Raw genomic sequence first — 26,179 nt, 5'->3', positions numbered from 1 at the left:
CGCATGACATCGCAACCCCCAGTGCTGGACGCATCCGTGCTCGCGGCGGTCTCGCTGGGCGGCGGACTCGGTGCCACCGCGCGGTACGCAATAGGCCACTTCTGGCCGGTGCCCGCAGGCCGGTTCCCGTGGTCGACGCTGACAGTGAATGTGCTGGGCTGCTTCGCGATCGGCGTGCTGATGGTCATGATCACCGAAGTGTTCGAAGCGCCGAAACTGGTGCGCCCGTTCCTGGGCATCGGCGTGCTCGGCGGCTTCACCACCTTTTCCACCTACAGTCTCGAGATTCGTGGACTCCTCGACAGCGGTGCGATCGGCACGGCCATTTCCTATCTCGGTGTGACGGTGTTCGCGGCATTGGGCGCGGTTGCTGTGGGCATGATCGCGACCCGGTGCGCGATGTCGACGCGAGGGACGGCGTCATGAATTGGACAACGCACAGGGACTCGGCGCGGGGAGTCGCCGCATGACAGTGGTTCTCGTGCTGGCAGGCGGGATGCTCGGCGCGCCCGCGCGCTACCTGATCGATCGGGCGATGACGGCCCGGTTCTCGACTGGGCTGCCGTGGGGCACGCTAACCGTTAACATTGTCGGTTCGGCGTTGCTCGGGGGTTTGATCGGCGCGAGTGCGGGCAGTTCGCTGTTGGCATTCGCGGCAACCGGCTTCTGTGGTGCGCTGACCACGTTCAGCACGTTCGGGTACGAGACGGTCCGTCTGGTAACCGAAGGGGCCTGGGTGTATGCCGTGGGCAATGTCGTGATCAGCGTCGCGGCGAGCCTGGCCGCGGTGTACGCCGCCGCGTCCCTGACCCAGTGGTTGTGCGCATGATCCTCATGACCAGCCGCGCGCAGCCGACACGGAAGGGAACACCCACCATGGCCCACGATCGCGCCGGACGGCCGGCCCGCCCGACCGACCTGGTGGACATCGCTCACCTGGTCACCGCGTACTACAGCCTCGTCCCCGATCCGGACGAGCCCAGCCATCAGGTGGTGTTCGGCACCTCGGGGCACCGTGGGTCCAGCGAGGACAGCGCGTTCAACGAGGCGCACATCATGGCCATGACGCAGGCGATCGTGGAATACCGTGCCACCCGCGGCATCACCGGCCCGGTCTACCTCGCGCGCGACACCCACGCCCTGTCCGAACCCGCCTGGACCACCGCACTCGAGGTCCTGGCGGGCAACGGCGTCACCGCCGTGATCGACGCCCGCGGCCGCTACACCCCCACTCCCGCGCTGAGTCATGCTGTGCTGCGCCACAACAGGGGCGGCACCAAGCACCAGGCCGACGGTATCGTGGTCACCCCCTCGCACAACCCCCCGCGCGACGGCGGCTTCAAATACAACCCACCGCACGGTGGCCCCGCCGACACCACCGCCACCGACGCCATCGCCGCGCGCGCCAACGAGTTACTGCGCGGCGGCCTCGCCGACGTCAAGCGGGTGTCGCTGGATCAAGCGATGAACTCCTACGTCGAACGCTACGACTACCTCGACAAGTACGTGTCCGACCTGCCGAACGCGTTGAACCTGGACGCGATTCGCGGCGCGGGCATCCGCATGGGCGCCGACCCGATGGGTGGCGCGAGCGTGGACTACTGGGAGGAGATCGGGCAGCGTTTCGATCTCGAACTCGAAGTGGTCAACCCGTTCGTCGACCCGACCTGGCGTTTCATGACCCTCGACAGCGACGGCCAGATCCGCATGGACCCGTCCTCACGGCACGCCATGGCCGCGCTGGTCGGCATCAAGGACGACTACGACATCTCCACCGGCAACGACGCCGACGCCGACCGGCACGGCATCGTCACCCCCGACGGTGGCCTGATGAACCCCAACCACTTCCTGGCCGTGGCCATCGAATACCTGGTCGCGAACCGGATGTGGTGGGACGCGCTGACCAAGATCGGCAAGACCGTGGTCACCTCGTCCATGGTCGACCGCGTGGTCGGTGTGCTCGGCCGTGACGTGCACGAGGTGCCGGTCGGGTTCAAATGGTTCGTTCCCGGATTGTTCAGTGGCAGTTTGGCTTTCGGCGGTGAGGAAAGCGCGGGCGCGTCGTTCCTTCGCATGGACGGCACCGTGTGGACCACCGACAAGGACGGCATCCTGCTGTCGCTGCTGGCCGCCGAGATCGCCGCGGTCACCGGCCAAACCCCGTCGGCCCGCTACGGCGAACTCGAACGCCAATACGGCAGCCCGGCTTACGCGCGCATCGACGCCGCCGCCACCAGCGAGCAGAAGACCAAGCTCGCCCGCCTGACCCCCGACGCCGTCACCGGCACCGAGATCGCGGGCGAGGAGATCACCGGCATCCTCACCACCGCACGCGGCAACGGCGCACCCCTCGGTGGCCTGAAGGTGACCACCGAGAACGCCTGGTTCGCCGCGCGCCCCTCGGGCACCGAGGACAAATACAAGATCTACGCCGAATCGTTCCTCGGCCCCGAACACCTCACGCAGGTGCAGGCCGCGGCCGAGGAGATGGTGAACCAGGCGTTGCAGCAGTGAGCTCGTCGACCAAAGTTCGGCTACCCGCGGAGATCTGGGTACTGATCGCGGCGGCGTTCGTGATCGCACTGGGCTTCGGCCTGGTCGCCCCGGTCCTGCCGCAATACGCGCGCGAATTCGGGGTCGGGATCGCGGCCGCGTCGGCGATCGTGAGCGCGTTCGCGTTGATGCGGTTGCTGTTCGCGCCCGCCAGCGGACGTCTGGTGCAGAAGCTGGGGGAGCGGCGGGTCTATCTGGCCGGCATCGCGATCGTCGCGCTGTCCACCGGTGCGTGCGCGCTGGCGCAGACGTATTGGCAACTGCTGGTGTTGCGTTCGCTGGGCGGCATCGGGTCCACGATGTTCACGGTGTCGTCGATGGCGTTGATCATCCGGGTGTCACCGCCCGCCGCGCGCGGTCGAGTGTCGGGGGTGTACTCGACGAGTTTTCTGATCGGGTCGCTGTTCGGGCCCCTGGTCGGCAGTAGTTTGGCCGGGTTCGGGCTGCGCGCGCCGTTCGTGATCTACATGGCCGCGTTGCTCGTGGTGTGTGTGATCGTGTTCGCCGGGTTGCGGGAATCGCCGGTGCTCGCGCCCGAAAACGGTGTTGCGCCAGTGGAATTCAGCTTCCGGCAAGCGTGGGCCGAACCTGCGTATCGCGCGGTGCTGCTGTCGAGTTTCGCCGGTGGCATCGCGGTATTCGGTGTGCGGATGGCGTTCGTGCCGTTGCTCGTGGTGGAAACGCTGCATCAGGAAGTCGGCATGGCGGGCGTGGCGCTGACCGTGTTCGCGGCGGGCAACGCGGCGGTGCTGTTCCTGTCGGGACGATTATCGGACCGCTTCGGTCGAAAACCGTTCCTGATCGCCGGGTCGGTCATCTGCGCGATCGGCACGGGCGTGCTCGGCTTCGCACCCAACCTGCTGTGGTTCCTGATCGCCTCCTTCGTCGCGGGCCTGGGTTCGGGGATGTTCAGTCCCGTGCAACAGGCCGCGTTGGCCGACGTGATCGGGTCGCGGGCGCGCGGTGGGCCGGTGCTGGCGGCGTTCCAGATGGCAGCCGATTTCGGCACGGTGCTGGGTCCGATCGTCATCGGCTGGCTGGCCGAACGCACGTCCTTCGGCGTCGGCATGGCGGTGACCGGTGCGGTGCTCGCGGTGTCGGCGGCGGTGTGGGTGGTCACGCCCGAGCCGTCGACGATCGTGCATCCCGAAGATCCCGAGCACCCCGATCACGCAGGCGACGGCATCGACCCGCAGTGCAGTTGCGACGGCAGTCCGGACGGTGTTCCGGTGGTGCGCGACGGCATGGTCCGTACCGGCCTGCGCAAGGATTACGGCGAATCACAGTAATCAATCCGCTGGTCAGCGCTGTTTCGGTATGCCCGGACGGCGAGCGGGTACCGCCTCGAGGCAGAGTGGACGGGTGAGCACAGCCGGTTCTTCGCACAATCCGCGCCCCGTTTCCAGCAACACCACCTACGCGCTGGCCGCGGTGGCGATCGTCCTGATCGGACTGATCGTGTTCGCCGCCTACAAATGGAGCGCCGAACCGCCGCCCGCCGTCCGCAACGACGGCTACGGCCCCGTCCGCGAGGCGGCCGTGCAGGTCACCACCACCCCCGACGGCGCCATCCGCCTCGGCCGCCCCGACGCCCGCGCCACCGTCGACATCTTCGAAGACCCCCTCTGCCCCGCCTGCGGCGCGATGGAAACAGCCTTCGGCCAGGAACTGGCCCAAAAGATCGACGAAGGCAAGCTCGCGGTCAACTACCGCCTGGTCACCTTCCTGGACCCCCAGTCCAAGAGCAAGGACTACTCCACCCGCGCGGTAGCCGCCAATCTCTGTGTCGCCCAAACAGGTTCGGGCCCGATCTACAGCAAATTCCACGAGGCCCTGTTCACCACGAAGCAGCCCGACGAAGGCGCCTCCGACCTGAGCAACCCAGCCCTGGCCACCCTCGCCACCGAATCCGGTGCCCCCGAATCGGTAGCCGCGTGCATCACCAACGGCACCCAAACCGAGGCCGCCAAGGTGATCGCCGCGAAGAACCTCACCGACCTCGACGCCCGCACCGGCAACGAAGCCGCCACCCCCTCCATCTACAACGGCACCACCAAGATCAACTGGCAAGACGACAACTGGGTAGTGACCGCGGCCCCCTGATCTTCGCGTGAGCTTGCCCACATCCCACCCCTGACCAGCCGATCCCTCTCGCCCCACACAGCATCAAAACCCCCACATTTCCCCCATCTACCAGCCGATTTGTTGTCTCTCAGACGCATGGTGTAACTTCATTCAGGCAGCAGCGAGAGCCGCTGAAACAACTGAACACGGGGCTATGGCGCAGCTGGTAGCGCACCACACTGGCAGTGTGGGGGTCAGGGGTTCGAATCCCCTTAGCTCCACCCGAGAAATCCTCCGCAGAGATGCGGGGGATTTTTTGTTTGGCTCGATAGAGAAGATGAGAAGTGTGACCAGGTCTTTGGCTGATCTCGCGGTGGGCGACGTATTTCGCACGCGCCACCCACTCGGCTTCCGTCCCCTTGTAGAGGTGACAGCGATCCGCGATGACGTGATCGAAGCTGTGTTGATGGGAACCGAACGCCCTCTGAGCTTTTCGCGGATCACCGGCGAGGCGATCGGTGACAAGCCCGAGGACGAGTCGACGGTGATCGAGTCGGTAGTTCTGTTGGCGCCTGCAGTCGTCCAACAGCTGGCTGAACGCGATCGCCGGGTGCAGGCGTGGGCGGCGGAACAGAAGGAGCGCGGATTCGACTCGCAGTTCACTCCGACCGAAGCGGATAAGGCCGCAGTGGCCGAGGCGGAGGCGACGTTCGATGCGAACCCCCTCAACCCGCAGCCTCCCGAGGCCGTCGGCGTATTGACGGCACAAGTTCTCGACACCGGTGCGCCGCTGGCAGCGCGGGCGCGAGCTGCCAGGGCGCTCGGCCGATACGAATACCCTGAAGTCGTCGCCATCCTTGTCGACATCGCGTCGTCGCCCGAGTCACCCGACTCGTTGGTCGAATCCGCCGCCACCGGACTGGCTGGGCTCTGGTACTCACGGGACGGTGTGGATGAAGCCGTGAAGAACAGGCTCCTGCCTGCGGCCATGGCGGACATTCGGCGCCGGATCCCGTGGCTCGACGTGGGTTTCTCTCGCCTTTGGTGTTGTCGGTCCTGTGGATTCGATACGCGCGACGAGTACTACTGGGTCGAGGACGACATCTGGCAGCAGGTCGCCGCCGCTACGGATCATTTCCTGTGCATCGGTTGTGTCGAGAATCGCCTGGGTCGGATGCTGTCCGCGAACGATTTCCCCGACGTGCCGATGAACACGCGACCCGGCTGGCACCGAACCGAGAGGCTGAAGGACCGTCTCGCGCGGTGACGGCAGTGCACACCGACAGCCACATGCGTGAGTGAGCTCGATGGCGACTGAACTGGCGGGGCGAGGCGTGGGTGGCGTCTGGTCAGGAGAATGCGAATCCGAATGCCGCGATCCATGTCCCCATCAGGATCGTCGCGCCGATGACGGCGACTGGGAGATGGGGCCAACGCAACCGTAGGCACAGGCCCGTGCCGACAAGTCCGACGACGACTGCGGTGGCTGTGCCGAGCGCAAGCTCTTGAAGAATGTCGTAGGGCTCCATACAAGTTGCTGGATACGCTTCGCAGTCCTGTGATCCCGCGACGATAATCCATGTGCCGGGAAACACCAGGGTCGCCGCGATGAAGGCCAACGGCAGCGACCACAGGGTTGCGGATAGGCCCACGTCGAGCGCGAGCCACCGGCTGTTCCGCCGATTCTGCGCCTGGCGGTCTCGGAAATTCGGGTTGTGCGGTGAATTCATGTTCGGGTGGTAGGTCGCCGGTGCGTGGTCGGTCATGTCGGCGACAGTAGAGGCCGCGGGGCGTCGCGGGATGAGGGACCGTGCGTGGTCGAGCCGGGTAGATCTACTCAGCGGGTGACGGACGGCAGACCGAGCGCCGTCATCACCCGTCCGCCCTGACCCCAGTTCGGCCCAGCGTGTGCCCGCGCCCGTCGCGCTGTTCAGCCGCGGCTCGACTGGTCGGGCCGACGCTATCGAGCGCACACGGTTCACCGCCGAGTGCTGCTGCTCGATGACCCGGTCGAGGTGACCATCCCCTTCGACAGCCTGGAACGGGCTTAGGACCGAGCTGTCGAAGGGGCCGGGTATCAGGCTGCGGCGTGCTGGAGGTTGCCCGAGTTCTGGGCGCCGATGATGTCACCGAGCGAGTTGATGCGACGCTGCAGGTACCGCTGGTGGGAGAAGAACCAGGCCGGTGCCACCAACCAGGCGACCACGGGGGACACGCTCACCGACGACCCGCGCGCCGCGTGGGCTTCGTTGACCCGCACCGCGGTGCGGTAGATGCCGATGATGCCCCAGATCGGGATGATCTGGTTCCACCATTTGCCCCAAGCAGCGTGTTGCTGGCCGGTGGCCGCCGCGAGTTCCGCGTTGACCTTGTGAAACCAGACGAAGTAGTAGATCCCCGCAGTGATGACGATGAGCCACCATCCGCCCCACGGACTGCGCTGCTTGATCGGGTTGCTCATTCAGTTTGCTCCTGGATACGTGCCGTTCTGCCCGGAGTTCCGGGCGGTGAAAGCGTACGTAGACTGGGTGGTCTTGTCTTGAAACCAACCCCGTATTGCTATGTGGCACAAAGATATTGACGTTTGTGGTTATCCGTCACAGATCAGCGCGGCGACGCCCCGGTGAACGGGGGCAGGGCGGCGAAGTCGGTGTTCAATCGGCCGCTGGCCAGGGTTCGGTCGAGCCAGTTGCGAGCGCGGGTCAGGGGGTGGTCAGGAAAGTCGACGTCGTAGCGCCGATCGTCGGCGGCGTTGAACGGCAGCTTGCATCGCAGACCCGGATCGAACGGGTGCGGCGGATAGAAGTTCGCGAACCCGATGCGCACGGTCAGCATCGCTTCCCGCATACCCGTGGTGCCCGTTTCGGGGCACATGATCTGGACGACGGCGCTGCAGTTCGCTTTCGGCACGACGATCGAGGCGCCGAACAGCACGCCTCTGGGCTGGCCGGGCAGCGGGAATTTCTCCAGGCGGACAAGGCATTCCTGCCCGTCCAGCGTTGTGACCCAGGCGTCGATGAGACAGCCGTCGACGCTTCTGCCCTGGGCGAGCGCGCGAAACAGCGCGGGCCCGGCGTGCAGTGGCGCCGGCAGGTCGGGCACCAGATCGTAGTAGGTGAGCACGACGATGTCACTGGTCCCCGGCATGTTCCATGCCGCCTGCCCGGGTGGGGGATCCGAAAGCGACTCGAATCCGGTGACATCAAACGAAATAGGCACGCAGCCAACGCTACTCGCGCACCGCCCAGGTTTCGCGCCGATCGACAGATGGGTGCCCGAGCTGCGGTGCTTGGTTGAATCGGCATTCGCAGGGATTGCGTCCTTGCACCGGACCCCGGTCAGCGCAGCGAAACTCGTGCACCGTTGGAGAACGCCGAGTCGTGGAGTTCGAGCGCGGCCGGTGTTGTGCCCACCGGTACGTCGAATACGACGACAACCTGAATCTTGTTGCCGGGGTTGATATCTGATCCCCAGACGGATTCGTCGTTGGCGTACATCCCGGCCACGGCGTCGTTGGCGAATTGACGATCTTTGTCGTCGATCAATTCTTGATTGTCGGCCCAATACGACTGCGGCTTGTTGCTCGTGTTGGTGACGGTGAGGTGCACCAAGATGTACTCGCCCTGTGCTGTTTTCTGCATGTAGGGGTTGTCGCCGACAACCTGAATCGGCGGGTCGACGCCGGTGACGGTGAACTCGAACTTCCCGTCGCGAACCGTCGCTCCACCCTCGTCATCGGCAGGCGGCGCGGCGGTCGGCGCAGGTGCACCGGGCGCGGCAGGCCCATCGGCTCCCGGTGCCCCCGCCGGCACGGACGTGACCACTGCCGTGGTGAACGTGGCCCCGGCGGAATCCTCGTCGGAGTTGTCGCTCATCGCGACGATGCAGCCGCCGAATCCGCACAGCACCACGAACGAGCCGAGAACGGCCAGGATGATGATCAGCGCGTTGTTGTTCTTTTTGGGCGGCCGCGGGGGATAGCCGGGCGGTTGTGAACCGTAAGGCTGTTGTGGATAGGGCTGTCCTGGATATTGCGGTGTACTCATGCGCGGATCCGTCATTTCGGTGAGCTTGGCCCCCCGCACTGTGTCCGACCTCTCGAGATGTAACGCAAATCACAATATTAGAGGTTTAAACTTCAATCTCCCGGAATGTGATCGACCTGAGCTCGGGTAGGTGCCCATATTGACTCGCCCGCTGGCTACCGGCCGTCGCAGCCGCGCACCGGCGATCGTTTACAGCTCGGGGATTGTCAGCTCCACCTGGACCGGAGTCGGCTCGAATTCGAGATAGTCGTCCATGCTCAGCCGGGCAACAAGACCATGGGCGCTGACCCTCTTTGACGACTTTTCAGTCGCAGTGTTGACGTCGTCGGTGAGCCCCGGCCTACTCTCCGAAGGCATTGAAACGCCCCTTTCGCAGGCTTGTGGACATGGAATGAGGCCGCGGCTGACAACCACCGACAAGGCCGCTGGCATACCGCGCCACCTGATCGTTTCGCCTCGACCAAGCAGAACGCAATGATGGGCGGCATGAGCTCTCCTGATCAGCACGGCGACCCGCGTATGACTACCGAGTACAGCCGGTACCCCGTCAAAGACGACATCCAGCGCCCCGTCCCCGGCGTCTGGCGCCCCGTCCTTCACTCGATCGCTGTAGCGCTAGCGCGCAACGACTTCCCGCTGATCGGTGAAATCGACTCCGTCGAGCCGATCTCGGACGACCTGGAGGCGCACATTCGAGGCAACATCGAATCCTACGGAGCGACCCTGGTCGAGCTCTCCGATCGAACATGGGAAAGCTCGTGCACCATGTGGCAGGGCGACAAGCGCTGGGAAGTTCTTGTCGATCTGTGGACAGCCGAAGAAGGCCGTAGCGACTTGTGCCTGCAGGTGGACGTGCACGAGACGGACCTCGGCTTCAGATTCGAGGTGTACATGGTCTACACGCCTTAGCTCCGCTCGAGTGGGTGCCCGAACTGGCTCGGCCGCTGGACTACCCAACGCCGCAGGTCGGGGTCGGGGTGGCGCCGGTCCAGCGGTCGAGTGTCCACCCGACGATCTGTGGGGTCAGCGGTGAGTCGGCGGCTACGAGGCTCATGTGGCTCAGGCCGGGGAAGGTGCGGTAGTCGATCGGTATACCCGCGGTGCAGCGGGCGTCGACCCAATTCTGCTGCAGCGGTGGTTTCACGAGCGGGTCGGCGAGACCTTGGGCGACCAGTACCGGGGCGGGGAAGGGGCCGACGGGGGTCTGGCGTTTCAGTAGCGTGCCGAACTCACCGTCGAGGAGTCGGTCCGGGAAGACCTGGTTCGGGATTTGTGAGCCGCGCAGGATCGCGGGCAGCGCGTCTTTGCCGTTGAAGCACAGGTCGCGGATCTTCTCGACGCCGTGTTTCGAACCGGGGGTCAGGTGGTCGGCGAGCTGGAGTTCGGGGTAGAGGGTGTTCCAGGTGTTCGCGATGTAGGCGGAGATGGTTTTGCCGCCGACCTCGGATTTGTCCGCTTCCGCGAGGCCGAACAGGTCGGCGGCGGGCGCGAAGGCTGCGACACCTTTGATGTGGAGTTCGGGGGCGTAACTGTGGGCGATCTGCCCGGTCCACAGCGCCGCCTGGCCGCCTTGCGAATGCCCCCACACCACGGTGTCGGTGGTCGTGGAGATCTCGTCGAATTGCTGTGCCGCCCGCGAGGCGTCGAGAACATTGCGCGCCTCGGCGTCGCCGACCAGGTACGGGTGGGTGCCCTGCGTGCCGAGCCCGATGTAGTCCGACGTCACCGCGACCCAGCCGTGTTGTGTCACCATCTGCTGCATCGCGGTCCCCGCGCCGTCGGCGAACGGCTCCGCACCGAGCGACGGCGCGCACTTGGGCGCGATACCGGTGGTGCCGTGGGCGACGGTGAGGAGTGGGAACGGGTCGGCAGCGGTGTTCTCGGGGGCGAGGATCGTTCCACTGGAAATGGCGGCGGAGCCGTCGGGATGTGTTGTGGTGTAAAGGATTCGCCATCCGCGCGCACCCTCTGGCACGCCCTCGTCCAACGGTTCGGCGCGAAGCAGTCGGCCGGGTTCGGCGGGCACGTTGTCGGGGGCGGTGTAGAAAGGTCCGGGCTGGGGGAGTGGGACGCCGGAGAAGATCCGAATGGTTCCGTAGGCGAGCAGCACCGCGATCACGAATGCCGCTGCGGCAGTGAGAGTTCGGGGCCATCCGCGCGCCGCGTGCCTGCGATGACCGAGCAGCGCGTCGACAATCAACTGCAACCCGAGGAAAACGAACCACGCCGCCACCCCGAACCGGAACACCACGAGAGTCAGCACGGGCCAGGCAAAGCAGACGACGCCGACCGTGATGCTCGCGAGCGCGAGCAGCGCCGTGCTGATCCGTCGATCGAGGCCCTCGTCGCCCCGCACCTCCTGCCACCCGGCGAGCAGCCCGTGCACGATCAACGCCGCACCGATGAGAAACGCCAGCCCTGGCGCCCCCGCACTCGGCCAGATCGCCATCGCAACACCGAGCACAACGAGGACCCCACCGAACACGCGCGCTGGTCCACGCACGCCCCGCGGGATCAACGCCGAGGCGACCCCCACGAACGCGAAGCCGACACCGGTCACCAGGGCAACCGCCTGCACCCGCATCGGCGCGAGAAACAGCAGCGCACCGACGGCGACGGCCGCGATCCCGATCGCAACGCGAAGAGCAGTCGCGCCCAGCACTCGACCGCGGATCGAATTCCCTCCGCCGCGCTCGCCCTCGCCGTTCAACGGATCGTCGCTCATCTCAGCCTCGTTCGCCGCGGTTACGACAAGCACCCCGATCCCTGATCGGGAGATCGAAGAATATCGTCTGAGCTGCTCAGACAGGCGTTGCCGAGCCAGTAATCGGCCACCGCGCCGTTTCGCCTCGTCGCCGACGTGTTCGGCAACGCGGCCGCGTGCGTCGCCGACACCGCCGGACCGAACTGGCGCGACGGGAGTTCGTCCAGCGCCGCGGCCGCGGGCAAAACGCGAGTTTCTCGGGTCGAAGGCGATCAGTCTTCACCGATCTGCAACCCGTTCACCCGCGCGTGGCATCGATGCGCCATGCTTGTGCCGTGGTTATTGCGTCTGATGTCGTCCCCGTGCGTGGCAGTGAGTTCTCGGTCCTGTTGCGCCGTATCCGGGAGGCGGACCTTTTGGACCGGCGGTTGCGGTATTACGGGTGGAAGAGCGCGCTGACCGCGGGCGCTTTCGTGGCTGGTTGGGCGGCTTTCTTCGCGCTCGGTGACTCGTGGTGGACGCTGGCGGTCGATGTGTTCCTGGCCGCGGTGTTCTCGCAGATCGCGTTCCTCGGGCACGACGCCGGGCACAAGCAGATCTTCGCCGGTCGCAAGGCCAACTATGTGTACGGCTTGATCGCGGGCAACCTCATGATCGGGCTGAGTATCGGTTGGTGGACCAGCAATCACAACCGCCACCACGCCCACCCCAACACCGAGGGCATGGACCCGGATGCGATGGGTGTGCTCGCGTTCTCCGGCGACCGTGCGAAGGCCGGAAAGGGTTGGCGGCGTTTCATTTTCCGCTACCAGGCGTGGTTGTTCTTCCCGTTGCTGCTGCTGGAAGGCGGCAGTCTGCACTGGAAGAGCATCGTCGCGGTGTTCCGCTGGCCGATCCCGAACCGTGTCTGGGAGGGTGCGCTGCTGGCCGCCAACTTCATCGGCATCATCGCGGCGGCGTTCCTGGTGCTCTCGCCCGGAAAAGCGTTGCTGTTCATCGCAGTTCAGCAGGGCCTGTTCGGTTTGTACATGGGCTCCACCTTCGCCCCCAACCACAAGGGCATGGAGGTTCTGCCCGACGGCGACAACACCGACTTCCTGCGTCGCCAGGTCCTGACCTCACGCAACGTGCGCGGCAGTTTCCTGGTCGATACCGCGATGGGCGGCCTGAACTACCAGATCGAACACCACCTGTTCCCGTCGATGCCGCGCGCGAACCTGCGCCACGCGCAACCGATGGTCGCGCAGTTCTGCGCCGAGATCGGCGTGCCCTATTGCGAGACAGGCATTGTCGAGTCCTACCGGCAGGCGATGACCCACCTCAACGAAGTGGGTCGCCAGGCAGCTCGCTAGCGGTAACTTGGGCGAGGATACGTTCGTTACTGCTTGCAGATCGCAATCAGAGAGGGCACGCCGATGGCTCAGATGGTCCGCGTTCAGAACTTCACCATTTCCAGTGACGGGTACGGCGCGGGGGAGGGGCAGAGTTTCGAGCGCCCCTTCGGTCACGCCAACCCCGCTGACCTCATGTACTGGGCGGGCGCCACCGCGCACTGGCCCAACCGCACCGACCCCGGCGGCACCTACGGCCTCGACGACTACATCACCCGCGACTTCACCTTCAATATCGGCGCGGAGATCATGGGCCGCAACAAGTTCGGACCCCAGCGTGGTCTGTGGGAGAACTACGACTGGCAGGGTTGGTGGGGCGACAACCCGCCGTTCCGCACCCCGGTGTTCGTGCTCACCCACCACGTGCGCCCGTCGTTCACCCTGAGCGACACCACCTTTCACTTCGTCGACGCCACCCCCAAGGAGGCGCTCGCCCAAGCTTTCGACGCCGCCGACGGCAAGGATGTTCGCATCGGCGGCGGCGTCGCCACGGTCCGCGAGTTCCTCGCCGCCGACCTCATCGACGCGATGCACATCGCCGTAGCGCCGGTGGAAATCGGTGCGGGCGAACGACTCTGGGCAAGTCCTGACGAATACGACGACCGCTTCCACCACGAACAGATCCCCAGCCCCAGCGGCGTGACACACCACTTCTTCTGGCGTCGATAAGTAGCGCGCAGACTTACCGCATTCAGAGCCTAGGGTCGGTGGGCACGGATTCCATTGCCAGGACGGCGAACACGAGTTCGTGTACTCGCCACAGCGGTTCGCCCGTCGCGACCGCATCCAGGGCTGCCAGGCCGAGGGTGTGTTCGCGCAGGGCGAGAGTTCGCTTGCGACTGAGGGTTCGGTCGCGCAGGCGGGTGAGGTGTTCGGGTGAGGTGTAGTCGGGGCCGTAGATGATGCGCAGGTATTCACGGCCTCGGCATTTGATGCCTGGTTGGGCGAGTTTGCCCTTGGTGCGGTGGGCCAGGCCGGCGTAGGGCTTGATGACCATGCCTTCGCCGCCCGCTGCGGTCAGGTCGAGCCACCAGTTCGTAGCTTCGGCTTCGGTGCTGGGGTCGGACAGGTCGACGATGCGGCGGCCGGTGGGGCGGAAGGTTTCGGGGTCGGCGGCGACCAGGCGGTCGCTGATGGTGAGGTGCCAGCCGTGGTCGCGGTCGGCGTAGGTGGCGCCTTCGGAAGCTAGGAGGGCGAACGGTGCGATCTGGACGCCTTCCAGACCTGTTGTCGGCCAGCAGTATTGGCGGTAGGCCTGGGTGAAGGCGGTCGCGTTCTCGGCGCGGGCTGCTGTGCGGTCGCGCAGTTCGCCGAGGTCCAGTCCGCGGGCCAGGCCGGCTTCGAGTGCGGAGACCGCGGACGGCAGTGCGGAGCGAGCGGCGGCACCGGCGGCGGCGTACTGCGTGCGGATCAGGCCGGCTGCCTTGGCGGACCACGGCAGCAGTTCACAGTCCAGCAGCAGCCAGTCGGTGTCGAGCTCGTCGAAAAGTGGTGCGGCAGCGGCGCGTACGCGGGCAAGCAGCGTTTCGGTCAGCGTGGAATCGTTGAAGAACGAACGTCCGGTGCGGGTGTAGATCGCCCCGGTGCACCCGTTGCCGACGCCGAAACGAGCTTCCGCCTCTTCGCGGCACACGAGCACCACGGCCCGCGAACCCATGTGCTTCTCCTCGCACACCACCTTGTCGACCCCGGCCGCGCGATAGTCGGCGAATGCCTCGGTGGGGTACTCGAGATAGCCCTCGACCGTCGAGGTGGACGGCGGCGACATGGTGGGCGGCAACCACAGCAGCAGGCGCGGGTCGATGGCGAACCGGCTCATCACTTCCAGTGCGGCAGCGGAGTTTTCGGCGTCGACGATCACCGTGCCGTGGTCGGTGCGGATGTGCCTGCGACCGGTGACATCGGCGAGGTCGAGAGTTTCGTTGTCGCGGGCGGATTCGGCAACCAGCGGCTTGATCGGTTCGTAGTACACCTGTGCGGCCGGGACCGCGACGAACGTCTTCTCCGGGTACCGCATCGCGGTGAGCTTGCCACCGAACACCGCGCCGGTGTCCAGGCACACGGTGTTGTTGATCCACTCGATCTTCGGCGTTGGCACGTGGCCGTAGACGACCGTCGCCGCACCGCGATAGTCGCGCGCCCACGGATAACGCACCGGCAGACCGTATTCGTCTGTCTCACCGGTGGATTCGCCGTAGAGGCAGAAGTCGCGGACCCGCCCGGATGCCCGACCGTGGTACTCCTGCTTGAGTCCGGCGTGCGCGACGACGAGTCGTCCGTCATCCAATCGCAAGTGGCTGACCAGCTTGTCGATCCACTGCATGGCGGCAGCGACGAATTCCGGTGTCTCACTGTCCAATTGCTCGAGCGTCTCGGCCAAGCCGTGCGACACAGTGACGTTCTTGCCGCGCAACTTCCGCAGCAGTTTCTGCTCGTGATTGCCCGGCACGCACAAAGCATTGCCACTGCCGGTCATCCCCATCACCAACCGCAGCACGCCCGGCGAATCGGGTCCACGGTCGACGAGATCGCCGACGAACACCGCCTGACGCCCCTCCGGGTGCGTGGCATCGACCGGCCGACCCTGCTCGTCACGAACCAGCGTCCAGCCGAGTTCGCCCAGCAGCGTTTCCAATTCGGCTCGACAGCCGTGCACGTCGCCGATGATGTCGAACGGGCCGGTGAGTTCGCGACGGTCGTTCCAGGCCTTTTCGTAGGTGATCGTCACGTCGGACGGATCGCTGACGACGTGCACCTTCCGAAAGCCTTCACGGCTGAGTTCGCGCAGCGATCGCCGCAGGTCCTGACTCTGCCGCTTCAGAACGTTGCGCCCGAACGTGCGGTCGGTGCGGCCCTGAGTCCGTTCCCACGCAACAGCTTCGGGCGTATCGATCACGATCGCGACCGGCAGCACGTCGAAAGACCGTGCCAGCGCGACCAATTCGGCGCGCGCGTGCTTCTGCACGTTGGTGGCGTCGATGACGACCCGTCGCCCGGCGCGCAGCCGGATCCCGGCGATGTGACCGAGCGCGTCGAAGGCGTCCTTGGTCGCGGATTGGTCGTTCTCGTCGTCGGCTACCAGGCCGCGGAAGACGTCGGACGACAGCACCTCGGTGGGCTTGAAGTGCTCGGCGGCGAAGGTGGATTTGCCGGAGCCGGAGATGCCGATCAGGGCGATGAGCGACAGTTCGGGGAGGTCGATGTTCATTTACGCGGCCTTCCGAAAGAGCGCGAGCTGAGTGGGGGAGCCGGACTGTGGATCGTGGTCGCCTACCGGGCGGATTTCGACTGTGTAGCCGAAGGTTTCGGCGACGCGAGCACACCACGCGGCGAATTCCGCACGGCTCCATTCGAATCGGTGATCGTCGTGGCGGTGGCCGTGCAGGGTCTCGTAGTTGACGTTGTATTCCACGTTCGGCGTCGTCACGATCACCGAACCCGGTGCGGCATGGCCGAATACGGCGCGTTCTAGCGCGGGCAGTCGGGACTCGTCGACGTGTTCGATCACCTCCATGAGCACCGCCGCGTCGAAGCCCTGCAGGCGGTTGTCGTGGTAGGTCAGCGCCGACTGGATGAGCTTGATCCTGGCGCGCTGCCGGTCCGGCATCCGGTCGAACTTCAAGCGGCGCTCCGCCATCGACAGCGCGGCACTGGACACATCGGCACCGACGATCTCGGTGAACCTGGGCTCGGCTTGCAGTGCGAGCAGCAAAGCGCCTGGGCCGCAACCGAGATCGAGCACGCGGGTGGCACCGGTCTCGGCCAGAGCGGCCAGCACGGCTTCCTTGCGCAGCTTGACCAGCGGCGTCTTCCGCTCGGCCGCTTCGACGCGTTCGACTGCGTCACCGGGGATTTCGGCATCATCGATCACTTCGTCGCGGGATCGCAACTGTTCCAGCGCCGACAGCGTCAACGTTCGCCGCCCGGCCAGATACCGTCGCGCGATCATCTCGCGGTCGGGGTGCGCACCGAGCCACCCCTCGCCCGCGCGCAACAGCTTGGCGACCTCGTCGGCGTCCACCCAGTAGTGCTTGGCGTCATCGAGCACCGGCAGCAGCACGTACAGGTGGTTGAGCGCTTCGGCCAGCCGCATCGTCCCGGTCAGGCGCAGGTGCGTGTACGGCGAGGGGCCCCACTCCGGAAACTCCGGATCCAGCGGCACCGACGTGGTCGACACCGTCCAGCCCAGCGGGGCGAACAGTCGCTCGACGATCTCCGTGCCACCTCGACACGGCACCGCGGGGACCTCGATCTCCAACGGAATCGCCATGTCCGCCAGCTCGGCGCGGTCGCGACTGGTCCCGTTCAACGCCGACCGGAACACCTTCCCCAACGCCACCGACAGCAGGCTCGACGCCACATACGGGCGATCGTTGACGTAGCGACCGAGTGCAGACCCGTTGTGCCCCTTGGACGGTCGTGCCAACTCCACCGGATCGACTTCCAGCAGCAGCGCGACCGTGCACCGGTCGACATCGGCCTGTGGATAGAACACATGGGCCGTGCCGCCGGTGGTCGTGAACGACTGCACGCGATCGGGATGCTTGACCACGAGGTATCCGAGGTCCGTCGCCGGCGTGTGAGTCGTAGTGATTGTCAGGAGCACGTACCGATCCTGTCACGCCCCGCCAGCGATTTTCGCCCGGCGGCGACTCAGACGAAGTCGAACGTCGGCGGGATGACGATGATCACGCCGGCGGCCCACACGCCGTACACCGGCAGGTAGTCGGTCTGCCAGCGTTCCAGATCGGCGAAGCCCTTCTTGCCGCGCAGGAATCCGAAGCTCAGGTGCGCCGACCACGCCAGGTTCACCAGCAACACCACGTTCAGCCCGAGGGCGACCACCTTGTTCGGGGTGGAGCCGAATTCGGCGATGCGGGTGAGCATGGCGGCCAGCATGAGCACGTCCACGGCCAGGGCAGTGACCACCAGCACCAGTTGCAGACGGTCGAAGAAGCCGGGAGCGGCGAGCGGGTCGCGGGCGGAGATCGTGTAGAGGAGCAGGCCCAGCACCAGCACGAGGATCAGGTCCATCAGAATGAGCATCTCGCGGTCGATATTCGTCAGGCTGCGGGTGGACACGAGGGCGACCAGCAGCGCGAACAGCATGACGATGGTGAGCGGGGTGAAGACCCGGGTGAGGACCGGCGCGATGTTCTCCACGACGTTCTGTTTGGCCTCGACCAGCCAGGCTGCGACGATTCCCGCACCCGCTACCCCGAACGGCAGCACCCAGTCCTCGATGATCGGTTCGATCGTCACGTCGAGGGTGTCGAAGGTGGCGACCGTCAGCCCGATCAGCACGCCACCGCCCAGCGCCAGCAAGGTCAGGTAGACGAACCATTCGCCGGTGAACCGGATGAAATCCATCCGACGCCGACCCGAACGCCAATCCCCGCCCGCATACGCGAGCCCGACCACGAACCACAGCGCGATCGGCGCGTGGATCCCGGCGATGATCTCGGTCGCGCCCTCGGGCTCGAACGGATACAGGTTCAGAATCAGCGCGGCGACCACGAACGGCACGACCAGCACGGCGGCCACGCGGGCGGAAACCTGTCGCTTCCATGCGAAATAGCCTGCGAGGAAAGGTAATACGAGCAGGCTGATGTTGAGTGCGAGGGTGGATCCCTCGAGCCAGGTGAACCCAGCCTTCAATGCGAGCGCCGCGCCGACAGCGAGTCCGAGCACCACCATCAGTTCCCGTTTGCTCGCGCCACTGTCGGACTCGTCGGGCACGAGAACGAGCTGCTTCCACAGTCTTTCGGAGTGCTCCCGCGCGAACTCCCGCGAGATGGCATCCATGCTGCCCATCCGTTTGACCGCGACGAGAAACGCCTCGTCGCCGGACAGTCCCGCATCCTCGAGCGTCGAAATCCGTTCGCGCAGATGGTCTTCCATCTCGTCCACGTCGGCAACCGAGATCGCGCGATGTCGCTGGACATACCCGCGCCACTGGTCGATGAGCACCTGCAACTCCATCACGCCCATCCTTTCGCCGCGAACGGCTGTGTTCCGCCGCGCCAGACCTGCTCCAATGCCTCGCCGACCACGCGCCACTGCGCCTGTCGTTCGGCGAGCGCGGCCAGGCCTGAATCGGTGATCAAGTAGTGCTTGCGTCGACGTCCGCCCTCGGACACCCGCCAGGTCGAGGACACGTGCCCCTGCCGTTCCAGCCGGTGCAGCAGGGGGTAGAGCATCCCGTCGGTCCACTGCATTTTCCCGTGTGACAGCTGGTTGACCTGCTCGAGGATGGCGTAACCGTAGGACTCGCCGTCGGCCAGAATCCCGAGCACCAGCGGCGTCGCCGAGGCCGCCACCAGGTCTTTGTCTATGCGCATCGGACTCCTATACGTAGAACGTCTAGGTCATAACCTAGCACCTCTAGGTATCAGGGTGATGATGTCGCACCCTAGGGTGAGGATTTCGTTCAACGGCCTAACGGCAGTGCCCGGCGCCTCGATGAAACCTGCATACACCGCGCAACCGCGGGTAGGGGACACAGGAGGAACCATGAAGAACGCAGTTCGGATGAGCGCGCTGATCGCCGTTGCCGTGGCCATGGTCACCGGCTGCACCGACGGAACCGGTTCGGGCACAGGCACTTCGACGCCTCGCTCGACCGCTGCGTCGTCGGCGAAGCCGGCTCCGGGCACCGGAGTTCCCGCACCGGGCACCGAAGTTCCGGCGGCCACGCCCGCGCCCGAGGACACCACTGCCCCGGAGATCGAAACACCCCCGGCCACAGTGGATCCCACGGTAGCGCCGGTGCCCGAGACCACCACGTCGGCACCCGCACCCGCGCCCGCGAACGACATCAGCGGCCCGGGTCGCTGCATCGACACCGGCTCGACCGGCGTACAGAACGCGCTCGCGAGCCTGGGCGGTGGCTGGGTCGCCGGACAAGCCTCCCCCAACGAGCCGAGTTGCGCTGGTGAGCTGCTCTGGGTGCGCGCCATCGGCGGCAATTCAGCCGGTGCGCCCATCCACGTCCTGCTCTTCCGCGACGGAAAGTACCTGGGCACAGGAACTTCCGAGCCGTACGCGTTCACCACGGTGGCGGGTTCGAACCGCACTTCCGTCACCGTCGAATATCGGTGGCTAGCAGGTGACGAACCCTTCGCCGCACCCCAGGGTGGACCCGCGAAGATCACCTACTCGTGGAACGGATCCAATGTCGTGATGAGCGGTCCGCTCCCGTCGCAGGTCACTCAGCCTCAGCGTTGATCTCTCGCTGGCAGGCGAGTCGCTCCCGTGTGGCGTGCGGCTCGGCTGTCGCGGGCAGTCCTTCGCGATTCGCCCACCCGGGCTCGGCGGGTCAGCGCTCGGGACGCAGCACCAAAACAGTGATCTCGCTGGGTGCGAACACTCGCAACTGCGGTCCCCAGAAGCCGGTGCCGCGGCTGGTGTAGAGCTGGGTGTTGTTCTCGTGGCGGCTCAGGCCCGCGACCACCGGCTGGTCGAGTCGGACGAGGTAGTGGAACGGCCAGATCTGGCCGCCGTGGGTGTGGCCCGAGATCTGCAGGGCAACGCCCGCCGCGGCGCTGTCGCGGATCTGTTTGGGCTGGTGGGCGAGCAGAACCACCGGCACGTCGGCGGGGGTGTCGCGCAGGGCGGCGGGCAGATCGGGGCCGTGGCCGGGCAGGCTGGTGCCGGTCGGATCGTCGATGCCGGCAATGACCAGGCGGTCGCCGTCGCGGGTGAGCACGCTGTGTTGGTTGTGCAGTGGCTGCCAGCCCAGCGACGCCATGTAGTCGATCCAGCCCTGCGCGTCACCGAAGTACTCGTGATTGCCGGTGATGTAGAACCGGCCCAGCGGTGCTTCGACCTTGCCGAGCGGGTCGACCTGTGCCTGGCGTTTCGCGACCGAACCGTCAGCGAGATCTCCTGCGTGACAAGCGATATCGGGACGCTGCGCATTGACCACCTCGACGACCCGCTCCGACCAGCGTCGCCGATTCAACGCCGCGTAGTGGGTGTCGGTGACGACCACGACGCGCAACCCGTCCAACCCCTGCGCCAGCCCGCGGATCGCGACATCGACCGTGCGCACCCGCGGCACCCGACGCGCCTCGTACACACCCCACCCGACCAGCACCGTCGACGTGACCAGCACCCCGACCGCCACGACCCGCGCACCGTCGACCCCGACCACCGCCAACACGCCCCGCGCGAACAGCCCGATCACCGACCACGAGAACACCACCCACAGCACACCGAGCAGGGTGTCGCCGACGATCACCGCAGGGTCGGATTGCGCGGGCCCGTGCCCGAAGAACATCGCCAGGGGCAGGCACAACGCGCCCGCCACGCAGATCGCCGTCCCGATCCAGAACAGTGGGCCGGTGCCGTCGGTGGGCGCGGAGACCAGCGTCCACCAGGGCAGGCCGAACAGCAGCGCTGGGACCAGCAGGAACATCATCAGGCGTAGGGCGAGCTTCACGGCGGTCCCGTTCTGGGCAGGGCGGCCGGGCGCGGCCACTGATCGACTTCCCAGGGTAGCGGCGGAACCTACGGGCCTGCGTCGATGGTGGGCGATAGACGTGAAGAGGACTGTGTCACTGCACAATTCGATGCACCGGCGGGATCTGTGGCCCGCTATGCTGCCCGGTAGGGCCCTGTTCGTATTGCGGCGGGTCGAGTGGGGAAGCGGCATGGCCGCACAAAGCGAAAGGTTCGACCGATCATGCGTGGCGTAATTGTGGGAGGGGCGCAACGGCGCCGACACGGATCCGGCCTGTTACGGCTGGTCATGACGGGCGCGGTGGTGGCGGTGCTGCCGTTCGGCGCGGCCCCCGCGGCCGCCGACGCCGACCCGTCCGCGATCGACTTCCGGGTCGACACCTCGATGGGCGAGATCAACACCAGGATCATCCGCGCGGCCGACGGCAACACCGATCGGGTGGTCTACCTGCTCGACGGCGAACGCGCCGAGGACGACCTCAACGGCTGGGAAAAGCACACCGACATCCCCGCGAAGATGGCGAAATTCAACATCAACGTGGTGATGCCGGTCGGCGGCCAGTCCAGCTTCTACGCCGACTGGGACCAGCCGAGCAGCTTCAACGGCGTCAACCCCGACGGCTCGATGCTGCCCAGCGCGGATTCCGGCTCGGCCATCGGCGGCTGGGAGGACACCCAGGGCAAAACCACCCTCTACCTGTGGGAAACCTTCATCACCAAGACGCTGCCCGACGCCATGAAATCCCGCCTGGGCTTCAGCTCGACCCGCAACGGCGTGGTCGGCCTGTCCAGCGGCGGCAGCGCGGCAATGCTGATGGCGGCCTACCACCCCGACCAGTTCACCTACGCCGGATCCCTGTCGGGCTACCTGCACATGTCGATGCCCGGTATGCGCGAGGCGCTGGCCGGCGCGATGATCGCCAGCGGCGGATACAACATCGAAGCGATGGCCCCCGCGGGCAGCGAAAAGTGGCAGCGTATGGACCCCTACGGCTTCGTCGAAAAACTGATCGCCAACAACACCCGCCTCTACATCTCCGCCGGCAGCGCCAAACCCGCCGACCAAGACCTGACCTCGATCGACGCGATCACCCAGGGAATGCCCCTCGAGGCCATCGCCCTGGCCAACACCCGCTCATTCGAAAAGCGTGTCACCGCACTGGGTTACGACAATGTCACCTACGACTTCCCGTCGATCGGCATCCACAACTGGGGCACCTGGGAACAGGTTGCCATCCGCCTGATGCCGGACATGGCCCGCAACATCGGCAAACCATTGCCCGCCGGTGCGACGCCCCCCGGCGGTGGTGCTCCGCCCATCGACGGCCCCCCGGTCGGCGGCCCGCCCGCCGGTGGAGAACCGCCGAAATAACCTCCACCCCAGTCAGTTCGGTTCTGGTGAAGAGCACGCCTGCCGACCGGACGTCTCGGAGGTCTCGTCGATCACGTGAGCAGTGTGCAGGCACGGCGCTGGGCTGAACCCCTCGTGGCCATCGGCGCTTGTTACTCGTCTTCCTGGACAAGCATCCGTATGTAGCGGTCGAGGAATTCGCCGTCGGCGACGGAGCCGGCGCAGTCGAGCCAATAGTCGGCGATGACTGACGGGACGAGCCGGTCGACGGCGATGATCGCCTGCCGGAGGCGGTCGAGTCGCGCGGGGTCCTCGGTGTCGGCCGCGTACCAGATCTGTTGAACCAGTGGTTCATTGCCGTCCAGTTTGACGAAGCAGGACGCGTCGACGCCGTAGCAGTAGGCGTCGTCCTCATAGCTGCCCAGCGGGTCCTGTGCGCCCTCGTCGAAGCCTGCCGATGCCGTTGCGACGAACCGCCGGACCCGAGGCATGATCGGGGTGAGCGCGGCGTCGGCCTGCGCGAACGTCAGCCCGGCGGCCGCGTAGTCATGGGCAGGTGCCGCGATGACGTGCACGTCGATCCAGCCGACACCGTCGGGCGCGCGGTTGGCCCCGCTCGCGGCCTCGGCCTCGCGCAGGTCGGCCGCGACCTCGGAGGCAGCCGCGAGCGGGTGAAGGCAGCGCATACCCCACTCGTCCTCGTGGATATGGATCTTCGTCACGGCGGCGAATTCGTCGGTCACGCGGCCCACCCTAAGCGGATTGACAGTACTTCTACGAGTAACTGGGTGGGACTCAGGGATGCGAGCAGAGGCACGACCGAATTTCCGGACATGCCGTTGGGCGGGCGGTCTCGAACGTCCGCATCTGCCGACTACAGGATGTTCCGAAAGGACATGCAAGACGGTAGATTCCGCTTCGGACGCGAGGATGAACAGGTGCGATTCGAACAGCAGGACGGCTGGTACACAGCGCCGCGCGCGCTCCTGATCAATGCCGTCGAGTCGGACGGGCCGGGAATGTGCGCCTCGGCCTTCGTCCTGTTCGCACCAGTGTTTGCGGAGCGCGGCACTCGATTCCGGATCGACGACGACGAACTCGTGCTCATCCGCCCTTCTGGCCGAAGTGAGCGGTATGCGGGCGAGCGGCAGATGCGGCGCTACTCCTACCGATTGCTGTGACCATGTTCCAACGTGGCGGTGCAAAAGTGCCGAATCATGAATTGCCACTGCGCAACCGGTGCCTACGCGCACTGGCCGAAGTCTCATGGGAGGCGGCGGATCGCGCCGGTGGAGAACCGCCGAACTAACCGGCATCCCAATTGGCGTGAATTGCAGACCCAGAACATCCGGTCTGTATCTCGTGATCGCTACTGTTAGTCCAATGTCTACGTTGCTGGCCGAAATACGGGAACACGACGATGCATTCGAGTTCCTGAACTGGCCTGGAGACTTCGATCTCGATAGGTCGGACCATCTCGAGGACGTGCATCTGGCTTCAGGTGCGCCGCTCCAGGGATTCGCTGGGGACGGGGCCGGGGGTACCTACTTCTTCTGCGGCGAAGGCGGCGAGGAACGACCGATTGTGTACGCCGACTCCGAAGGCTCTGCCGGTCTGGTAGCGATCGGCGTACCAGAGTTGTTGAAGCTCTTGCTCGTTGTGCCCTGGTGGCGCGGCTGCCCGTCGCTCAACCCGGACGAGAGTCACGCAGCATCTGCAGAGTACTTGCGCGACCTTCCGGATCTGTTCGATCGGCGCGACCGGGCCGCCGTGGCGCTCGGATTGGAACTTCCCTCGGAATCAGCAGTCCTGGAACAACTTCGGCGGACCGCGACGCGGGGCTGTGAGGACTACACGCTGATCTTCACACCCGAAGGAACACGATACGAACCGTTGTTCCAGCTCTGATCGCACTCGACGGCCGAATGCCGCACATCCACAACGGCGATATTCTCTTGCTCGCCGAACGAGTCTGCGCCTACGGTCCTCTGGTGCAGCGCACTGTCATCATCGGCGACATCCACGGATGCTTCGACGAACTGGTCGAGCTACTCGAAAAAATCGAGCTCACTGAGGACGACCTGCTCGTCAGCGTCGGCGATCTGGTCGACCGCGGCCCGAAGCCGCTCCACGTTGTCAACTTCTTCCGCGAACGCCCGAACTCGGTAGTCATTATGGGCAATCACGAACGCAAACACGTCCGCGGGATCTTTTCGTACGCTCAGGAAATCACGCGACTACAGGCAGGCGATGGTTACGCCGACATGGTCGATTGGATGCGGACACTTCCCTATTACTTCGAGAACGACCATGTCCGTGTCGTCCACGCCGGTATGGTGCCCGGCGTCGCGCTCGCCGACCAACGTGAGGAGATCCTCTGTGGCTCCACACGCGGTGAGCGTGAGCTCCAGACACTGTTCCCCGACACCTGCTGGCACGACCATTACACCGATGCCAAACCCATCGTGTTCGGCCACCACGTCACCGGCAACGAGCCACTTGTGCGCGGAAAACGAATTCTGGGCTTGGATACGGGAGCCTGCCATGGCGGGGCGTTGACCGCACTCAGCCTGCCGGACTTCGTGGTTCACTCGCTGCCCGCACGTGTCGATCACTGGTCGCAAGTCAGAAACCAATGGCAGTTGGCGGTCCTGAAAACCAAGCCGTGGTCCGATTACACCTGGTCGGAACTGAGCCAGGCAATCGCCCGATTTTCCTCCACAGCGGACGCCTTCACCAGCGCTTGGCTGAGCGCGGTCGAGGTCTGGGCAGCTGCGTTGCGTTCAGCGTCTCCAGCTCTTGTCGCCGCCGCCTACAGAGCCGCGGACGGACTCGACACCGATCAGTTGCGGCAGCATCCCGCCGCGTTGTTCCTGTTCCAAGCCCGCCACAACAGGCTCGACCAGCTGAGCTTGGACAGGCAATGCGTCACTCCCCGCAGAACAATCGATCTCGCCACCGCATTGGACCTCGACGTGGCCGAGTTTCCCCAGTAGCCGAGAGGTCGCAAGCATTCGCTTCTGTTGATCCGCGCGTATTTGCTTGAGCGCCTGCATCGGTCATGATTGGCAGATGTCCATGATCGCAATGTATTGGCCTCGTACTTCGGTCGAAAAGTCACGCCCAGCAGCCTTTCCGTGCGACCAAGATTGGATCACTGTCGGCTGGTATGGAACTCGGCTGAAGTTGCCAGCGCGTCGATTTTTGACAGGTTGACTGCGTCGGCGCGGCATCGACTGGATGCCTCTGCGTGAAGACGAGTTCCGTTGGTGGAGTCAACCAACGGAGTGTCCCGGCCCGTTGCCACCGATAGGGACTGTGGTCGAGATCCATAGCGGCGCGCTGCGACGGCTTGGATTGCACCCGCGCCAGCAGAGTGGGTTCGAGGTGGCCCAACTGGGCATACACGGACCTTGGCCGAGCGAACGATTGCCCTGGGGTCAGATCGAAGTCACTGCCGCACACTGGTGTTGGCACGGAGTGACAGACGAGCACGGTGGCGCAACGAGGTATGGAACAGGTTATGACTGGTGGGGGCTCTACTCGACGCCACGCTCGCATCACGCGTAGCGTCACCTCTCCGCCGTAGTGAACCGACAAGGCTTGG

General features: G+C 65.6%; 25 protein-coding genes and 1 tRNA gene. 15 read left to right on the top strand and 11 right to left on the bottom strand.

Annotated elements, in window-relative coordinates:
• Positions 1–3 precede the first annotated feature (3 nt).
• The 7 genes from crcB (ACFWU5_RS03045) (at position 4) to ACFWU5_RS03015 (ending at position 5,884) form a co-directional block, all read left to right on the top strand.
• Positions 4–426, top strand: a complete 423-nt coding sequence (gene crcB, locus ACFWU5_RS03045) for a fluoride efflux transporter CrcB (protein WP_379265981.1) — start codon at positions 4–6, stop codon at positions 424–426.
• A 40-nt stretch (positions 427–466) separates the two neighbouring features.
• A complete protein-coding gene (gene crcB, locus ACFWU5_RS03040; protein WP_379265980.1) occupies positions 467–829 on the top strand; it encodes a fluoride efflux transporter CrcB in 363 nt (120 codons plus the stop codon).
• A gap of 47 nt (positions 830–876) precedes the next feature.
• Positions 877–2,514, top strand: coding sequence for a phosphoglucomutase (alpha-D-glucose-1,6-bisphosphate-dependent) (pgm, locus tag ACFWU5_RS03035; RefSeq protein WP_379240370.1), 1,638 nt, complete (start codon positions 877–879; stop codon positions 2,512–2,514).
• Positions 2,511–3,842, top strand: a complete 1,332-nt coding sequence (locus ACFWU5_RS03030) for an MFS transporter (protein WP_379265979.1) — start codon at positions 2,511–2,513, stop codon at positions 3,840–3,842. Before pgm ends, ACFWU5_RS03030 begins: the two co-directional genes overlap by 4 nt.
• Positions 3,843–3,915: 73 nt before the next feature.
• Positions 3,916–4,656 carry a DsbA family protein gene (locus ACFWU5_RS03025; RefSeq protein ID WP_379265978.1) on the top strand — a complete coding sequence of 247 codons (741 nt, stop codon included), beginning with the start codon at positions 3,916–3,918 and terminating at the stop codon, positions 4,654–4,656.
• A gap of 169 nt (positions 4,657–4,825) precedes the next feature.
• Positions 4,826–4,898: transfer RNA gene (locus ACFWU5_RS03020), tRNA-Ala, on the top strand.
• A gap of 77 nt (positions 4,899–4,975) precedes the next feature.
• Positions 4,976–5,884 carry a hypothetical protein gene (locus ACFWU5_RS03015; protein WP_379265977.1) on the top strand — a complete coding sequence of 303 codons (909 nt, stop codon included), beginning with the start codon at positions 4,976–4,978 and terminating at the stop codon, positions 5,882–5,884.
• Positions 5,885–5,966: 82 nt separating this feature from the next.
• On the opposite strand, the gene ACFWU5_RS03010 is transcribed toward ACFWU5_RS03015, so the two are convergent.
• From ACFWU5_RS03010 to ACFWU5_RS02995, 4 genes are all read right to left on the bottom strand, one after another.
• Entirely contained in the window at positions 5,967–6,383 is a 417-nt protein-coding gene (locus tag ACFWU5_RS03010; RefSeq protein ID WP_379240377.1) for a hypothetical protein, read from the bottom strand.
• Between the two features lie 311 nt (positions 6,384–6,694).
• Positions 6,695–7,078, bottom strand: a complete 384-nt coding sequence (locus ACFWU5_RS03005) for a hypothetical protein (protein ID WP_379240378.1) — start codon at positions 7,076–7,078, stop codon at positions 6,695–6,697.
• Between the two features lie 143 nt (positions 7,079–7,221).
• Positions 7,222–7,836: a hypothetical protein gene (locus tag ACFWU5_RS03000; RefSeq protein ID WP_379240380.1), complete on the bottom strand. Its 615-nt coding sequence runs from the start codon at positions 7,834–7,836 to the stop codon at positions 7,222–7,224.
• Between the two features lie 119 nt (positions 7,837–7,955).
• Complete coding sequence (locus ACFWU5_RS02995; RefSeq protein ID WP_379265976.1) at positions 7,956–8,663, bottom strand: DUF4352 domain-containing protein; 708 nt, start codon at positions 8,661–8,663, stop codon at positions 7,956–7,958.
• A 474-nt stretch (positions 8,664–9,137) separates the two neighbouring features.
• On the opposite strand from ACFWU5_RS02995, the gene ACFWU5_RS02990 reads away from it, so the two are divergent.
• Positions 9,138–9,572, top strand: a complete 435-nt coding sequence (locus ACFWU5_RS02990; RefSeq protein ID WP_379265975.1) for a hypothetical protein — start codon at positions 9,138–9,140, stop codon at positions 9,570–9,572.
• Positions 9,573–9,612: 40 nt separating this feature from the next.
• Here the strand turns inward: ACFWU5_RS02990 and ACFWU5_RS02985 are convergent, their stop codons facing one another.
• Positions 9,613–11,388 (bottom strand): lipase family protein, encoded by a 1,776-nt coding sequence (locus ACFWU5_RS02985; RefSeq protein ID WP_379265974.1) that lies wholly within the window; start codon positions 11,386–11,388, stop codon positions 9,613–9,615.
• A 314-nt stretch (positions 11,389–11,702) separates the two neighbouring features.
• Here ACFWU5_RS02985 and ACFWU5_RS02980 point away from each other — a divergent pair, with 314 nt between their 5' ends.
• Positions 11,703–12,719, top strand: a complete 1,017-nt coding sequence (locus ACFWU5_RS02980) for a fatty acid desaturase family protein (RefSeq protein ID WP_379265973.1) — start codon at positions 11,703–11,705, stop codon at positions 12,717–12,719.
• A gap of 63 nt (positions 12,720–12,782) precedes the next feature.
• The gene (locus ACFWU5_RS02975) at positions 12,783–13,427 is read left to right on the top strand and encodes a dihydrofolate reductase family protein (RefSeq protein ID WP_379265972.1); all 645 of its coding nucleotides are present in this window, start codon (positions 12,783–12,785) and stop codon (positions 13,425–13,427) included.
• A gap of 22 nt (positions 13,428–13,449) precedes the next feature.
• Here the strand turns inward: ACFWU5_RS02975 and ACFWU5_RS02970 are convergent, their stop codons facing one another.
• Genes ACFWU5_RS02970 through ACFWU5_RS02955 form a run of 4 tightly spaced genes read right to left on the bottom strand, consistent with a single transcriptional unit; the run spans position 13,450 to position 19,099 of the window.
• Positions 13,450–15,966 carry a polynucleotide kinase-phosphatase gene (locus ACFWU5_RS02970; RefSeq protein WP_379265971.1) on the bottom strand — a complete coding sequence of 839 codons (2,517 nt, stop codon included), beginning with the start codon at positions 15,964–15,966 and terminating at the stop codon, positions 13,450–13,452.
• Positions 15,967–17,364 (bottom strand): 3' terminal RNA ribose 2'-O-methyltransferase Hen1, encoded by a 1,398-nt coding sequence (locus ACFWU5_RS02965; RefSeq protein ID WP_379265970.1) that lies wholly within the window; start codon positions 17,362–17,364, stop codon positions 15,967–15,969.
• Positions 17,365–17,411: 47 nt separating this feature from the next.
• The gene (locus tag ACFWU5_RS02960; protein WP_379265969.1) at positions 17,412–18,749 is read right to left on the bottom strand and encodes a permease prefix domain 1-containing protein; all 1,338 of its coding nucleotides are present in this window, start codon (positions 18,747–18,749) and stop codon (positions 17,412–17,414) included.
• Complete coding sequence (locus tag ACFWU5_RS02955) at positions 18,740–19,099, bottom strand: PadR family transcriptional regulator (protein ID WP_379240394.1); 360 nt, start codon at positions 19,097–19,099, stop codon at positions 18,740–18,742. The genes ACFWU5_RS02960 and ACFWU5_RS02955 overlap by 10 nt, the downstream gene beginning before the upstream one ends.
• A gap of 172 nt (positions 19,100–19,271) precedes the next feature.
• Here ACFWU5_RS02955 and ACFWU5_RS02950 point away from each other — a divergent pair, with 172 nt between their 5' ends.
• A complete protein-coding gene (locus ACFWU5_RS02950; protein WP_379265968.1) occupies positions 19,272–19,985 on the top strand; it encodes an LppP/LprE family lipoprotein in 714 nt (237 codons plus the stop codon).
• Between the two features lie 91 nt (positions 19,986–20,076).
• Here the strand turns inward: ACFWU5_RS02950 and ACFWU5_RS02945 are convergent, their stop codons facing one another.
• Positions 20,077–21,180, bottom strand: a complete 1,104-nt coding sequence (locus ACFWU5_RS02945) for a metallophosphoesterase (RefSeq protein ID WP_379266207.1) — start codon at positions 21,178–21,180, stop codon at positions 20,077–20,079.
• Between the two features lie 264 nt (positions 21,181–21,444).
• Here ACFWU5_RS02945 and ACFWU5_RS02940 point away from each other — a divergent pair, with 264 nt between their 5' ends.
• Complete coding sequence (locus ACFWU5_RS02940; protein WP_379265967.1) at positions 21,445–22,593, top strand: alpha/beta hydrolase; 1,149 nt, start codon at positions 21,445–21,447, stop codon at positions 22,591–22,593.
• 131 nt (positions 22,594–22,724) lie between these two features.
• On the opposite strand, the gene ACFWU5_RS02935 is transcribed toward ACFWU5_RS02940, so the two are convergent.
• Positions 22,725–23,315 carry a hypothetical protein gene (locus ACFWU5_RS02935; protein WP_379265966.1) on the bottom strand — a complete coding sequence of 197 codons (591 nt, stop codon included), beginning with the start codon at positions 23,313–23,315 and terminating at the stop codon, positions 22,725–22,727.
• Positions 23,316–23,510: 195 nt separating this feature from the next.
• Here ACFWU5_RS02935 and ACFWU5_RS02930 point away from each other — a divergent pair, with 195 nt between their 5' ends.
• The 3 genes from ACFWU5_RS02930 (at position 23,511) to ACFWU5_RS02920 (ending at position 25,568) form a co-directional block, all read left to right on the top strand.
• The gene (locus tag ACFWU5_RS02930; RefSeq protein ID WP_379265965.1) at positions 23,511–23,753 is read left to right on the top strand and encodes a hypothetical protein; all 243 of its coding nucleotides are present in this window, start codon (positions 23,511–23,513) and stop codon (positions 23,751–23,753) included.
• A 202-nt stretch (positions 23,754–23,955) separates the two neighbouring features.
• Positions 23,956–24,480 carry a hypothetical protein gene (locus ACFWU5_RS02925; protein ID WP_379265964.1) on the top strand — a complete coding sequence of 175 codons (525 nt, stop codon included), beginning with the start codon at positions 23,956–23,958 and terminating at the stop codon, positions 24,478–24,480.
• A gap of 83 nt (positions 24,481–24,563) precedes the next feature.
• The gene (locus tag ACFWU5_RS02920; protein ID WP_379265963.1) at positions 24,564–25,568 is read left to right on the top strand and encodes a metallophosphoesterase family protein; all 1,005 of its coding nucleotides are present in this window, start codon (positions 24,564–24,566) and stop codon (positions 25,566–25,568) included.
• The last annotated feature ends 611 nt before the right edge of the window (positions 25,569–26,179 follow it).

The organism is Nocardia sp. NPDC058640 (genome assembly GCF_042716995.1).
Taxonomy (GTDB): Bacteria; Actinomycetota; Actinomycetes; order Mycobacteriales; family Mycobacteriaceae; genus Nocardia.
The sequence above is the reverse complement of the archived record's forward strand: the minus strand, read 5'-3'. Positions and strand labels throughout refer to the sequence as shown.